Source organism: Microseira wollei NIES-4236 (assembly GCF_020521235.1).
Taxonomy (GTDB): Bacteria; Cyanobacteriota; Cyanobacteriia; order Cyanobacteriales; family Aerosakkonemataceae; genus Microseira; species Microseira wollei.
The window spans coordinates 25,321-38,701 of record NZ_BLAY01000035.1; the positions used below are offsets into that span (position 1 = coordinate 25,321).

The window sequence follows — 13,381 nt, forward strand, 5'->3', positions numbered from 1 at the left end:
CCAATGGGGTTATTCTGGCTGATTTTCCTCTGAGGTTACCACGTCCTCATTCGCCGCAGCAACCTTTACCATCGCGTGGCGCAGAACCTTTTCTCCCAGGAAATACCCCGGCATCAATTCTTCTGTCACGGTGCCTTCGGGATATTCGTCGGTTGGTTCTCGCATCACTGCATCGTGGAGGTTGGGGTCAAATTCTTTACCTTTCGGGCGCATTGGCGACACTCCCAAGCGCTTGAGGCAGTCTACCAATTGCTTGTAAACGCTTTGGTAGCTTTTATGAATTGTCATTTCCCCATCGGTTTGGGGTTTAAGCTGACCTCGCGCCCGCTCAAAATTATCTACCACTGGCAGGATTTCCAAAATCGTGGCGCACTTTGCCTGCTGCTCTAATTCTTCCTTTTCTTTTGCCGTGCGCTTGCGGAAATTATCGAAATCTGCCGCAATTCGCATGTATTGGCTCGTGCGATCTTCTACCTGAGCTTTCAAACTTTCAACTTGCTGCTTTAATGCAGCTATGGCTAATGCCATTGCCTCTTGTTCTGCGGTTTGGTCGGTTTCTGCTTCTACCTCAGTCCCCGTACTTGTCTCAGCCGTCGCCACTTGGGAGTCCGACTCCGTCGCCGCTTGTAATTCTACCCCTTCGGCGTTCGTGCTGCTGGCCATTGCCTCTGGAACCACGGTTGTTGTGGGGTTTTGAGTGTTATTTGTCTGGTTAGCTTCGTCAATCATCGTCTGCTTATTTCCCTCTAGAGACTGCTACCGCGCGCTATCCAAGCCGGTTATTTGGGTTAATTTTCGCTGGTTTTGGAGTCCCTACCTGGTCCCAATCCGGTTTCCGGCGGGATAGTTATTGGTCAGGACTTTTACTCCAAGGAAGATGGGGTTGGTTCCCAATCACTATTTTCCAGTCTACCCGCTTGGGCACTCGCGAAATCTCTATTCGCCTATTCACTCGTCATCATAGCGTGCCAGCTTGCTCACAGGAGAGCGAACTGCGATCGTAGTTTCCCTACTTTTGCTGGCAAAGGAAGCGATCGCTTTGACTAACAAAAGGATTTGTTTCTAAATAATCGTGCAGCCAGTCGCAGGCACGTTCTAAAAGTCGATCGAGATCCAAACTCCACAGTACAATGCGATCGCTGCTAGCCAAAACCAGACTCTTGCCATCTGGACTAAACCTCGCGCCTCCCCAAACACCGACGCCTTGCGCTGGTAAGGTTTCGAGCAAGTAACCGTCGCGACTCCAGAGTCTCACCGTACCGTCAGCACTGACTGTAACAATCGTTTGACCATCGGGACTAAAACTCGCATTAGAGACACCCGCATTATGTCCTTTGAAGGTTTTGAGCAACTCACCATCGCGACTCCAAAGTTTAGCAGTTCCGTCAGCACTCGCAGAAATAATGGTTTGACTATCAAGACTAAAACCTACGTCCCACACCCAACTGCTATGTCCCTCCAAAGTTTTCCGCAGTTTACCGTCAATTCCCCAAAGTTTAATCGTATTATCATCGCTAGCCGAAGCAAGCAGCTGACCGTCGGGTGAAAAACTGACGCGGTTAACAGCTTGCTGATGTCCTGGCAATATTTTGACCAAGCTACCATCCCATCGCCAGAGTTTAACCAGATTGTCAGCCCCTGCAGATGCTAAAATTTTACCGTTTTTTTGGCTAAAATTCACGTCCCGCACAGGCTGTTCGTGTGCTTTCCAGCTGTGTAATGGTTTCCCATCTTTGTTGGAGAGTTGAATTTTGTCCGCAATGGTAGAGGCGAGAATTTGACCGTCGGGTGAAAAACTCGCGCCCAAAACAGCAGCCAAACCCTGCCAAGTTTTGAGCAAGCGTCCATCCCAACTCCATATTTTTACGGTTTTGTCGCCATTTGTAGTAGATAATATGCGATCTCCTGAAAAACTGATGCTTGTTTTCACCGCACGATTCTGCGGCAAAGTTGGCATTTTAGTCTGATGCCAAAATCGAATCGTTTCGTCCGCACTGGCACTTGCCAAAGTTTCACCGTCTGGTGAGAAACTGACGCTATAACTCGAAGCCGTATGACCTTTAAAAGTTTGGAGCAATCTACCATTACGACTCCAGAGTTTAACGGTATTATCTGCCCCCGCAGAAGCAAATGCACCTTGATCTGGACGCCAAACTACACTCCAAACTCTTGCATCATGGGCTGGGATAGTTTGGAGTAGCTTACCATTAGTTTGCCAGAGTTTGATCCTGCGATCGATCGAAGCAGATGCCAGCATCTCACCATCTGGTGAAAAACTCACGCTCAGCACAGAACCATTATGTCCTGCGAGGGTTTTTAGTAGCGTGCCGTCTTTGCGCCAGAGTTTAATAGTTTTATCTGTACTCGCAGCAGCCAGTATTTCACCGTCGGGTGAAAAAGTCACCTGCTCAACCCAAGAACGATGTTTTAAAATTGCCTTGGGTATCATTGCCAAACCCGTACTATTTACCCGCCAAAGTTTGACGGTGTTATCTCCACCCGCAGAAGCGAGAAATTGACCGTTGGGCGAAAAACTGACGCTCGTTACCTGCTTATTTTTATGACCAAACAAAGTTTGTAATAATTGACCGTTTCTGCGCCAAAGTTTAATCGTCCCGTCATAACTTGCCGAAGCAATTATTTGACCATTGGGACTAAAACTAACGCTCCTAACGCTGTCGTTATGCTCAAGCGTATGCAGCAACTTGCCATCAATTTGCCATAGTTTAACGGTGCGGTCATCGCTAGCAGAAGCCAGCATCTCACCATCGGGGGAAAAACTCACCCGCAATACAGTTTTACCATGTCCTTCCAAACGGTTGCGCTCTCGGATGCCGTCAAGTTCCTGTTGCAGTGCCGTCACCACTCGAATGCGGGTAGCGGCGTTTACTCCTGGTAAGTTTTGCAGTTGTTTACCTGCGCGTAAACTTTCTAGCAGCGCTTCCAAAGCTTGCTCCGAATTAAACAAGGTTTTGGCAGCAACAACTCGGTCAATAACTAAGGCAATTTTTTTTTGCAGTTCCGCTTGCTGCCATTGAAATACGGCTGTTCCGACGAGAGTCATTCCCAAGAGAAAACCCACTCCCCACAGAGGTTTTCTGAGCTGCGCATGCGGCTGTGCGGGTGTGAGATTATGCAATACTTTCCCAGTCAATTCTTGCCAGTTTTGCGTAATTTTGCTGGGATTTTGGCAAATAACTGGTAACCAGGTGGCGCAGGGAAACTGAGTTTCTAAAGCTTGCAACTTTTCCCTAGCTTCGCGTACAGATAGATAGAGAGATTTTCCTCCTGCAAAAGCTGCGATAAAATGTTGTAAAAATTCTTGCGCGACTAAATCCGGGACTGGTTCGCGCATCACAATTATTTGTGGAATCTGCAAATTTTCTAGATAATGTGCTAATCCAAGTCCATCGCAAGAGTTAAAAATAGCAATGGTTAAACCGCGGGCGATCGCTCGTTTCAATGCATGTTTAATTTCCCCAATTGTCACCCGTTCGTGACGATTTAGCCAAATCTGACCTGTTTCTCCCCAACTCGCACTATGACCCGCAAAAAACAGAATATCCCAGCCTTGTTCATCCCACAACCATTTATCTAATTCTCGTCGTTGCGGTTCTACTAAAAATACCGTTTCTGCCTTGTCTGATAAATCTTCTAGCATCATTCTGTCTGCTGCAACATCAATCCCATTACCGTTCCCCAAAATGGCTAAAATTCTGACTTTATTTCTGGTATTTGCTGATGTTTCGACTTTTTCGTAAGCTGGCGAACTTAGGGCTATTTCTGCGAAAGGATACCGTTCAAAAAAATCCCATAAGTGCCAAGGAAGTCGCCGTACATGAATATCTTCCACTTGTAAAATGACTTGAATTGTCTCATCGCCCATTAATTTTTCTAGCAATTTCTCACGCACCGGGCGAAAAGATGGGGTATTCAGCCAATTATTCAAACTATCTTTTAACACTTCACCAGCTATTTGACAAGCTGCTATTGCTTCTCCTCTAGCGAAATTCGTCACTTGTCCTGGCAAGTCTTCTATTCTGAATAAAAAGTCTAAACTGCGATAAAGCGACTGCCAGTGACGGTATTGTTCTAAAAGCGTGGGATTTGGGGGTAACTTGCCTTTCTGTCGCGTTTGGGTAGCAGCACGAAACTGTTCCCTAATTTCCAGGGTAACCGAAGCGCCTTGATTTAAGTCACCCTCAATGTCTAGGAGGACTAACTTTGCCATTGCTGCTACCTTAATGCTGTTTATATTGTGCCGCAAGCAGCTATCAAATTACAAAAGATTCCGCGAAGCTAACTTCTCCCAGGGTAATTCTAACACTAAATTGCTCTCCCCTTTGACCGCTAAATTCATACTGAATAAATTCATCGTTACTTCTAGCCGTCACTTCGCGGAAAACTTCCCCTGTTTCAGTCAGGATAGTTAATTTAATTTCTGGTGGTAAATAAATGCGATCGCTCACCGGATACACTCGTAGCCGAATCCGCAGTTTTTGACTATTTTCTGGCTTCAGCGTCACTACAATAGCAACTGTATGACCTGCCAAATCAATTAATTTACCCCGCCTATCAGCATCTCTAAATGCCAAACTCAAAGAGCGATTGGCAAATATTTCCTCTATTGATTGCCAACTTTCTGTAAAAATATTGTGCAGCCATTGGCTCAAATTAATTTCAGATTGCAGATTTGGGATTTTAGATTGGGCGAGTAATTGATTAAGATGGGAGATGAAGTCATCGAGACTTCGCAATTCACCAATCGATACTTGACCTGTAGCTACACTTGTGGTAAATCCTAGCAATTGTACCGTTTCTAAGCAATCGCTAAACTGCACGAATAAGTAGCCAATTCGGTCTGACCTCGCTGCTTCTGGCACCCAACAAACTGTTGCTTGTGGTAGTACCGGACGACATTCTAATTTGCCAATGTTCGGTATAACCAAATCCGCCAGATCGAAAAGCGATCGCTTCCCCGGATGCCAACAATCACCATGACTCAAATCCGTTTCCACGTGCAGCCATTTCAAATAGCGATGAACCGCGTAAACAGCCAGGGTATTCAAATAAACTTGTTTCCCCTTTTGAGCAGTTGCTTGTTCCGCAGCAAATTGCATAGCCAAACCGCGTATTTCTTTACCAACCGGAACAGTTAAAACCTGAACTTCCATACTATTCATTTCGCGAAAACCTCTCCTTACTTCTTCCTCTGCGTTCTCTGCGTCTCTGTTCTTAAAAAAATTCTTAACCCAAAACGAGCTTGCTATATCTCACCATCAGATCGATATCCAAAATTTTCGGCAATTTCTTGCAGCAGGGGAATGCATCTATCAAACCAATGGGAAGTCACCTTTCCTAGTGCCATATCTAAATCTTCAGCAATATCCTTAAATTTATCAGGTGGCTCTTTCAAACAGCGCCTTTGACTGAGTCGATGACAATGACAACGAGGATAGGCACGAGGATAACAATTTCGCAGCTTCCCTTCTGGATCTTGTTCGATATATTGCCGCATTTGAATGCCAATTCTTTGGTTTTTTAATTTTTCCTGCTGCCGTTGAATTTCGGCTTCTAAATCCCACAAGGTAGAGGGACTTTCATCTGGCAAAAGGTCGCCGAATGTTTCCCCACTGTCATCGCTAACGGGAGTATCCAGGGAGAGAGGAAGTTTACGAATTTGGGCTTTGTATTCGGCTAGAGCAGTTTTGGGCTTTGGGCTGCGTCCTGGTGAAGAGAGCGATCGCACTTCATATCTTAACCTTAATTTCCGGTTAATCCACACCACTAAACTTTTTTCCATCGACGGATGTCTGGGTTCAAATTCCTTTATCTTCTCCCCCAGTTGCATCAACGTATCGTCCAAAACCTCCCAATAATCAGGGTGAGAAGAACGCACTAACCCCGGTAGTTGTTGAATTTCCATCAGCAGTTGATTCATAGCCTTTCGCCACAGAGGACTCACTGGTGGGTGTTGACGCACCGTCGCAATCAGTTGGCGTAGCCTTTCATCTCGTTCGTTCATACCTTTTGTAAATTTTTGTAACAATTGCGCGACTTCTGACCTAAAAATTTTGGCATTGGTCTGACAGATTAGCAGATGGAGATCTGACATCAGGAAAGAGGAAAGCCAACGAACCCGGTTTCAGTTTGGCTGGGATTGCTGCGGAAACACACAGTTTAGAATTAACTGGAGAATATACAATGAAAACCTTTTCAATTTTGCTATATTTGCTGCAAAATCGCCAAGAATTTATCGCGGAAATTTGCCAAGGGTTAAAAATTAACAACAAGATTATAGGACAACTAATTGTCAGTTTCATTTTCTTGGCAATTTATGGAGCGATTATAGGGGCAAACCATAGTTTACTGCAAGCTTTTTCTTCGGCGGTTAAACTCCTGGCACTTTACTTAATTACACTTTTGATTTGTTTGCCGCCCTTATACTTTTTTAACATTCTCTCTGGCTCCAGATGCAGTATAGGTCAATACTTAGCGATGGTGCTAACAGGTGTATCGGTAACCAGCGTTTTATTATTTAGCTTAGCACCCATCACCCTCTTTTTTGGAATTTCGCTTAACAGTTACAAATTTTTCCAATTGTTCAATGTCGCAATTTTTGCGATCGCTGGATTGATTGGCGTCAATTACGTCTATCAAGCCATGAAGTTTTTCTACGAGCAAGAGTCCGAGAATCAAGCGGCACGCATGAACATTTTACGATTCTGGTTAGCACTTTATGCCTTTGTCGGTAGCCAACTAGGATGGACGCTCAGACCTTTTTTTGGCACGCCAGGAAAACCCTTTCAGCTTTTCCGTTCTGAAATAGAAAGTAACTTCTATCTTCATATTCTTCACGTCTTAGGTTTGAATGTCAAATAATTGGCTAATGGCTAATGGCTAATAGTAATCTAATTTGACTATTAGCCAATATTTTCAAAATAGGATGGCAGGGATATGCACTCAAATTTGCATCGGTTAAAGCTCGCTGGAAAAGAACTAGAAAACTTAATTGGCTTGGAGGTGAATAACTTATTGATGCTTGATATTTTCAACATGACTATTTCGCAGATCTTGCGTCATCCTCAGCGGTTATTTTCCTTGTGTTTGGCTGAATTTTTGATTTTTGGATTGATTTTGGTGGTTGTGTTTACCGTTGGCTTGCTGCTGGCTCGAAATTCTGGTCAGTCATTTGAAGATACCTATAACATTTTTCGGTTTTTACAGGTTGCTGTGGTAATCTCCCTGATGGTGACTCTGGGATGCAACCTTTACCTTTGGATTAAAGCCAAGAATTTTTTATAGCTGAGAAATTTGCTTGATGAAGTTAATAAATATAACGAACTAATTGAAGCGGTAGACATCGTTGAACGGCTAGAAGCAGTCAGTCAATCAGAACTCAATCTGATTGACCGAGACACTTTGATTACAGCACTAGAGGTCACCAGAGAAAGCTTGATTGCTGCTTTAAGCACAGAAAAACTCTTGAGAGAAAACAAAGGTTTGATTGCGCGTCGCTATCAATTTTTTTATTATCTAGAAAATAATTTTACCAACTTGATGGCGTTGGATACAAACAACAAAGCTGGTGAATATGGACGTTTGCTGAACGAGTCCCTCCAGATTGGGATGAGCGTCCATAAAGAAGTTAGAAAGTTACAAAAGCGGCAAGTTAGTTGATGAAACTAACTTGGGTCGGCTATCTGGGGTACGGGAATCCTCTTGCAGTCAACCGACCCAGGGAAGGGTGAGGATGGTCAACTGCAACGGCTATCTGGTTTTGTAGAATTGAGGTAGAGCAAACAACCAAGCCCTACTTCTACGTTTTAGCTTAATTAACAATTTGACACTCCCCGCTCTAATGTCCCAGGGCAAAATTTGTCAGACAAGCTTGTCGCTCGCGGTCACCCCGGCTCTATTGACACGAGGTTTTCGCGGACTGCTCTATAATCTTAGTACCCCATAGGCGTAAGTCTCTTGATAGAGTCTGGGATCTGAAGTCCCAACCCCAAAAATTTATTGCCATAGCCCGCTGTTACGGGTTATTACAGGCTATACAGGCTATGATGCAAATACATCTGTCATCAGTCGGAGTTTCCCTATATTAACCGTCCTCACCTGTAGGGTAAGTCTCGCAGCCTTGTCAGGTCGCCTGTAGCCGGAAGCGGTAATCGCTCCGGCAGTCATGAAAGCTTGACATAGCAGCTGGGATTTCACACCAGCTCTTGCTATCCCTTGCTATTTTGCCAAAAAGTTTTGGGAATTCTTTAATTTAGGAGACTTTCTGTTTCAGCTATGACTCAATCCTCATCACCCCGGCGCACCACGAGTCTGATTGCCCTTAATTTCTCTCCCTTTGGCAATAAGGTGGTGGCGTCTGGCTATGTCAATCCTGACCAGATGCATCAAGCGATCGTTGAAAGTCGCAAATCTGGGAGACCGCTGACGGAAGTTCTGGAGTCGCTCACGGGACGACAGCTGCCGCCAGAGTTGTTGCGTCAGTACAAGAAACAGCAGCTGTTTGAACTCAAAGTCCTCTACGGGGTTGAGTCGCTAGATCCAGAAATTAATCAGATACCGACAGAGCAAGTTAACGAGCTGATTGACAAGCTGATTCCTGTTGATATCTGTCGGAGGTATAATTTAGTACCGCTAGCCAAAAACGAAACTCAGCCGCCAAGCGTTTTGGTGGCAATGGTCAACCCTGATAACCTGCAAGCGCTGGACGATTTGAACCGGATTCTCCGGCCTCAAGGGATCGAGTTACAGCGGATGGTTATTACCATCGACGATTATCAGCAATTGATTAACGACTACCTGAACGAGCTAACCGCTAATGAAAAGAAAAAGGAAATAGCAGCGCAAACAGACGTTAGCGGGATTATTCAGGATTTAGATGTACCGGAGCTGGGGGATCTGCCGGAAGAAGAAGGAGAGTTGGGGCAAGGTGGAGAAAATGACGCTCCGATCATCAACCTGGTGAATAAAATCCTCCTCAAAGCGCTGCAAGAAAAAGCTTCCGACATTCACGTCGAACCGCAGGAAGAATTCTTGCGCATTCGTTTCCGCAGAGATGGGGTGCTGCAACAAGCATTCGATCCCCTGCCCAAGCAGATTATTCCAGCAGTGACCGCCCGGTTTAAAGTAATTTCCCAACTGGATATTGCCGAACGGCGACAAGCACAAGACGGTCGTATCCGCCGCATGTTTGAAGGTCGCAAAGTGGACTTCCGCGTCAGTACCTTACCCAGTCGCTACGGGGAAAAGGTGGTGCTGCGGATTTTGGATAACTCGGCGACCCAGTTGGGATTGGATAAGTTAATTACCAATGAAGAATCCTTAAAGTTGGTCAGAGAAATGGCCAGCCGTCCCTTCGGGCTGATTTTGGTGACGGGACCAACTGGTTCTGGTAAGTCAACCACGTTGTACTCAGTTCTGGCAGAAAGAAACGATCCGGGCGTCAATATCAGCACGGCGGAAGACCCGATCGAATATACCTTGGGCGGGATTACCCAATGTCAGGTGATTCGGGAGAAAGGACTAGATTTTGCCAAAATTCTGCGGGCGTTTCTGCGACAAGACCCGGACGTGATTCTGGTGGGTGAAACGCGAGACAAAGAAACGGCAAAAACGGCAATTGAAGCGGCACTAACGGGTCACTTGGTGTTGACGACGCTCCACACCAACGACGCAGCAGGTGCGATCGCTCGTTTAGACGAAATGGGCGTGGAACCTTTCATGGTGTCCGGCGCATTGCTGGGCGTATTAGCTCAACGCTTGATGCGCCGCGTTTGCCCCGACTGTCGCATTCCCTACACGCCCACAAGGGAAGAACTGGCGAGGTTTGGTTTAACTGCTTCCGGCGATGCCGATATCACTTTATACAAAGCAAATACCATTCCTCCAGCGGAAAGATCTAACAACAAGAACCTTTGCAAAACCTGCAACGCAGCTGGCTACAAAGGTCGCGTTGGGGTGTATGAAGTATTAAAAAATACAGAACGCCTGCAAACTTTAATCAACGAAGGCGCTCCGACAGAACGGATCAAGGAAGCAGCCGTAGAAGAAGGCATGATAACTTTGCTAGCCTACAGCTTAAACTTGGTGCGTGAGGGTCGTACCACTCTAGAAGAAGTTGAGCGGGTGACCTTTACCGACTCGGGTCTGGAAGCCGAACTGAAAGCCAAACGCAAAACTGCCCTCACCTGTCGCACTTGCGATGCCGGATTGCAGCAAGAGTGGCTAGAGTGTCCCTACTGCATGACTCCTCGCTTCCAAGAGTAAGTAACCCAAGTTGCTAGTTACATCGAAGGGCAGACTGGTAATGGCTAATGGCTAATGGCTAATGGCTAATGGCTAATGGCTAATGGCTAATGGTTAATGGCTAATGGTTAATGGCTAATGGCTAATGGCTAATGGCTAATGGTTAATGGCTAATGGCTAATGGCTAATGGCTAATGGCTAATGGCTAATAGGTAAGCGGCAAAAAATCGCCTAATACCAACACCAATTAGCAATTAGCAATTAGCAATTACCAATTACTTCTGACAAAAAACCAACATCCAAGTGCAATCTATTAATCAAAAACTTGACAAGGAGACAGCTTTATGCCAATGGAAATGATGATTGAAGACCTGATGGAGCAATTAATCGAGCGGGGTGGCTCGGACATGCACATCCAAGCAGGCGCTCCGGTCTACTTCCGCGTCAGCGGTAAGCTGGCTCCCGCAACTGATGAACCGCTGACGGCAGAAGAGTGTCAGCGATTAATTTTTAGCATGTTAAATAACTCCCAGCGCAAAGATTTGGAGCAAAACTGGGAGCTAGACTGCGCTTATGGGGTTAAGGGATTGGCTCGCTTCCGGGTGAACGTCTACCGGGAACGGGGCGCTTGGGCGGCTTGCTTGCGAGCTTTGGCGTCTAAAATTCCTAACTTCGACCAGCTGGGATTGCCCGATGTCGTCCGGGAAATGACTGAAAGACCTCGCGGCATGGTACTGGTGACGGGACAAACCGGGTCTGGTAAAACAACCACGATGGCGGCGATGATCGACTTGATCAACCGGACGCGCGCCGAACACATTCTGACAGTGGAAGACCCGATTGAATATGTTTTCCCGAACATTAAAAGCTTGGTTCACCAACGGCAAAAGGGTGAAGATACCAAGAGTTTCGCCAATGCTCTAAGGGCGGCGCTGCGGGAAGACCCCGACGTGATTCTGGTGGGGGAAATGCGGGACTTGGAAACGATTGGTTTGGCGATTTCTGCCGCAGAAACTGGTCACTTGGTATTCGGAACGCTGCACACTAACTCCGCCGCACAAACGATTGACCGGATGCTGGATGTGTTCCCCCCGATTCAACAACCCCAAATCCGAGCCATGCTTTCTAACTCGCTGTTGGCGGTATTCAGCCAAAACTTAGTACCCAAGAAAAATCCAAAACCAGGGGAATACGGTCGGGTGATGTCGCAAGAAATCATGGTGGTGACGCCAGCTATTTCCAACCTGATCCGGGAAGGTAAAACGGCTCAAATTTACTCGGCGATTCAAACTGGGGCGAATTTGGGGATGCAGACGATGGAATCGGCTCTAGCCAAGCTGTACAAATCTGGAACGATCAGTTACGAAGCGGCGATGAGCAAGTCCTCCAAACCTGATGAATTGCAACGTCTGATCGGCTCGGCTCCGGCGGGAGCCAAAGTAGGGGCGGGCGCTCACTAAGTCAGCAGCGGACACCATTGCTGAAAGTCCCTAATCAAGGGAATTTCAGCAATAGAATTAAGTTTTTTAGCAATATTTGTTGACAACAACCTGCTCCAAGTAGACCTGGCAAATATGGCATGGTCGGGTACGGAACCGTTCCTGTTGGCGGCTTGGAGACAGGCGACCCAAACAATTAACTTGCGAGTAGGAGGAATTGTTCCTTCTTCGTTTGGAAAGTTTCCTCCCGTCAGAGCGAGTCGCCACAAAAGTTTTAATTCCTGATACTGAAACTCACGGATGTTGTACCTAGAAATAGGGAGAGCCACCGGAGAGGTTGAAAGCGAGTTAGAACCCCCTTCCCTAAAGGGAAGGGGTGGCTTCAGAAACAAATTTTTATCTTCTGTATCAGCTATGCCTACCTTCGTTGCCCAAGTTCGAGACGCTCAAGGAAAGACTAAAAAAGAAAAGATTGTCGCAGAATCCCTCAGAGAGGCGCGCTCCAGACTGCGGGAGCAATATGCAAGTGTTAACGACCTCAAGGAAGCTAAAGGTTTTAGCCTTGACTTTGACCTCCAGACCGCAATGGCGAGCGTGACAGTCAAGGATAAAGCTATTTTCTCGCGCCAATTTGCCGCAATGGTTAATGCAGGCGTGGCGTTGGTGAGAGCCTTGGGTGTATTAACCGAGCAAAACAGCAATCCGAAGATGAAAAAAGCTCTCACGGCAATTAGCGCTGATGTGAATGAGGGCATTAGCCTTGCTGAGGCAATGCGTAAACATCCTCAGTGCTTCGATCAACTCTACACTGCAATGGTAGAAGCGGGGGAAGTCGGTGGGGTTCTCGATGAAGTCTTGAACCGGATTGCAAAATTGCTCGAGGATGCAGCCAGACTGCAAAACCAGGTCAAGTCTGCCATGTCCTACCCAGTGGCAGTTGGCTCTTTGGCTGTGATCATCTTTATCGGGATGACAACTTTACTATTACCAATCTTCGCGAAGATTTTTGAGGATATTGGCTTAGATCTGCCTGAATTTACCAAGTTCATGTTAGGTATCAGTGAATTTTTGCGCGGCCCAACCCTGGAGGAACCAAAGAAAAATTACAACATAGTAATTTTTATCTTTGGTCTATTTGGGGCCGCCTTTGCCTACAGGCAGTGGTACAAAACCCCGCCCGGTCGCTTAACAATGGATAAATTTTTCCTAAAAGCGCCGATTTTTGGGGATATTGTGGAAAAAACCGCTGTGGCTCGTTTCTGCCGCACCTTTGGGACCTTGACCCGTTCCGGCGTGCCAATTCTAAGTTGTTTGGAAATTGTGCGAGATACGGCAGGTAACCAAGTCATTGCCAATGCGATTGATAAGGCACGCCAAGAAATTCAAACCGGCGGCATGATCAGCATTGCCTTGCAAAGAGAAAATGTATTTCCCATCCTGGCGATTCAAATGATCAGCATTGGCGAAGAAACGGGAGAAATCGACAAAATGCTGATGAAAGTTGCCGATTTCTACGAAGATGAAGTCGAGCAAGCGGTTAAATCACTCACAAGTATCTTGGAACCGCTGATGATGATAGTAATCGCGGTGATGGTGGGTGCGATTTTGCTGTCGATGTATCTACCGATGTTTAAGGTATTTGAAGGTTTGGGCTAGTCGTTACAAATTTATGTCAGTGC

12 protein-coding genes are annotated in these 13,381 nt (G+C 46.2%); 6 read left to right on the plus strand and 6 right to left on the minus strand.

Going from position 1 to position 13,381, the window contains the following annotated elements:
- Nucleotides 1-9: 9 nt before the first annotated feature.
- From grpE to MiSe_RS13475, 4 genes are all read right to left on the minus strand, one after another.
- Entirely contained in the window at nt 10-729 is a 720-nt protein-coding gene (gene grpE / locus MiSe_RS13460) for a nucleotide exchange factor GrpE (RefSeq protein ID WP_226580061.1), read from the minus strand.
- A gap of 280 nt (nt 730-1,009) precedes the next feature.
- Nucleotides 1,010-4,231 carry a WD40 domain-containing protein gene (locus tag MiSe_RS13465; protein ID WP_226580063.1) on the minus strand — a complete coding sequence of 1,074 codons (3,222 nt, stop codon included), beginning with the start codon at nt 4,229-4,231 and terminating at the stop codon, nt 1,010-1,012.
- A gap of 43 nt (nt 4,232-4,274) precedes the next feature.
- A complete protein-coding gene (locus MiSe_RS13470) occupies nt 4,275-5,174 on the minus strand; it encodes a DUF1822 family protein (RefSeq protein ID WP_226580065.1) in 900 nt (299 codons plus the stop codon).
- A gap of 92 nt (nt 5,175-5,266) precedes the next feature.
- Nucleotides 5,267-6,025, minus strand: a complete 759-nt coding sequence (locus tag MiSe_RS13475; RefSeq protein ID WP_226580067.1) for a hypothetical protein — start codon at nt 6,023-6,025, stop codon at nt 5,267-5,269.
- A gap of 179 nt (nt 6,026-6,204) precedes the next feature.
- On the opposite strand from MiSe_RS13475, the gene MiSe_RS13480 reads away from it, so the two are divergent.
- From MiSe_RS13480 to MiSe_RS13490, 3 genes are all read left to right on the plus strand, one after another.
- A complete protein-coding gene (locus MiSe_RS13480) occupies nt 6,205-6,882 on the plus strand; it encodes an actin-binding WH2 domain-containing protein (protein WP_226580069.1) in 678 nt (225 codons plus the stop codon).
- Between the two features lie 75 nt (nt 6,883-6,957).
- Nucleotides 6,958-7,305, plus strand: coding sequence for a hypothetical protein (locus MiSe_RS13485; RefSeq protein WP_226580071.1), 348 nt, complete (start codon nt 6,958-6,960; stop codon nt 7,303-7,305).
- Between the two features lie 9 nt (nt 7,306-7,314).
- On the plus strand, nt 7,315-7,680 hold the full coding sequence (locus MiSe_RS13490; protein WP_226580073.1) for a hypothetical protein: 366 nt from the start codon (nt 7,315-7,317) through the stop codon (nt 7,678-7,680).
- A 381-nt stretch (nt 7,681-8,061) separates the two neighbouring features.
- Here the strand turns inward: MiSe_RS13490 and MiSe_RS13495 are convergent, their stop codons facing one another.
- Nucleotides 8,062-8,217 carry a hypothetical protein gene (locus MiSe_RS13495; RefSeq protein ID WP_226580075.1) on the minus strand — a complete coding sequence of 52 codons (156 nt, stop codon included), beginning with the start codon at nt 8,215-8,217 and terminating at the stop codon, nt 8,062-8,064.
- A 78-nt stretch (nt 8,218-8,295) separates the two neighbouring features.
- On the opposite strand from MiSe_RS13495, the gene MiSe_RS13500 reads away from it, so the two are divergent.
- Together MiSe_RS13500 and MiSe_RS13505 are read left to right on the plus strand one after the other, a co-directional pair.
- Nucleotides 8,296-10,284, plus strand: a complete 1,989-nt coding sequence (locus MiSe_RS13500) for a GspE/PulE family protein (RefSeq protein WP_226580077.1) — start codon at nt 8,296-8,298, stop codon at nt 10,282-10,284.
- Between the two features lie 329 nt (nt 10,285-10,613).
- The gene (locus tag MiSe_RS13505; RefSeq protein WP_307731388.1) at nt 10,614-11,723 is read left to right on the plus strand and encodes a type IV pilus twitching motility protein PilT; all 1,110 of its coding nucleotides are present in this window, start codon (nt 10,614-10,616) and stop codon (nt 11,721-11,723) included.
- Here the strand turns inward: MiSe_RS13505 and MiSe_RS13510 are convergent.
- Nucleotides 11,720-12,031, minus strand: coding sequence for a hypothetical protein (locus MiSe_RS13510; RefSeq protein ID WP_226580080.1), 312 nt, complete (start codon nt 12,029-12,031; stop codon nt 11,720-11,722). The genes MiSe_RS13505 and MiSe_RS13510 overlap by 4 nt on opposite strands.
- Nucleotides 12,032-12,116: 85 nt before the next feature.
- Between MiSe_RS13510 and MiSe_RS13515 the strand changes: the two genes are divergently transcribed.
- Nucleotides 12,117-13,358: a type II secretion system F family protein gene (locus tag MiSe_RS13515; protein ID WP_226580082.1), complete on the plus strand. Its 1,242-nt coding sequence runs from the start codon at nt 12,117-12,119 to the stop codon at nt 13,356-13,358.
- Nucleotides 13,359-13,381: the final 23 nt, after the last annotated feature.

Coding starts and splice junctions, on each gene's coding strand:
- grpE (WP_226580061.1), bottom strand. CDS start 729: ATGATTGACGAAGCTAACCAGACAAATAACACTCAAAACCCCACAACA.
- MiSe_RS13465 (WP_226580063.1), bottom strand. CDS start 4,231: ATGGCAAAGTTAGTCCTCCTAGACATTGAGGGTGACTTAAATCAAGGC.
- MiSe_RS13470 (WP_226580065.1), bottom strand. CDS start 5,174: ATGGAAGTTCAGGTTTTAACTGTTCCGGTTGGTAAAGAAATACGCGGT.
- MiSe_RS13475 (WP_226580067.1), bottom strand. CDS start 6,025: ATGAACGAACGAGATGAAAGGCTACGCCAACTGATTGCGACGGTGCGT.
- MiSe_RS13480 (WP_226580069.1), top strand. CDS start 6,205: ATGAAAACCTTTTCAATTTTGCTATATTTGCTGCAAAATCGCCAAGAA.
- MiSe_RS13485 (WP_226580071.1), top strand. CDS start 6,958: ATGCACTCAAATTTGCATCGGTTAAAGCTCGCTGGAAAAGAACTAGAA.
- MiSe_RS13500 (WP_226580077.1), top strand. CDS start 8,296: ATGACTCAATCCTCATCACCCCGGCGCACCACGAGTCTGATTGCCCTT.
- MiSe_RS13505 (WP_307731388.1), top strand. CDS start 10,614: ATGGAAATGATGATTGAAGACCTGATGGAGCAATTAATCGAGCGGGGT.
- MiSe_RS13515 (WP_226580082.1), top strand. CDS start 12,117: ATGCCTACCTTCGTTGCCCAAGTTCGAGACGCTCAAGGAAAGACTAAA.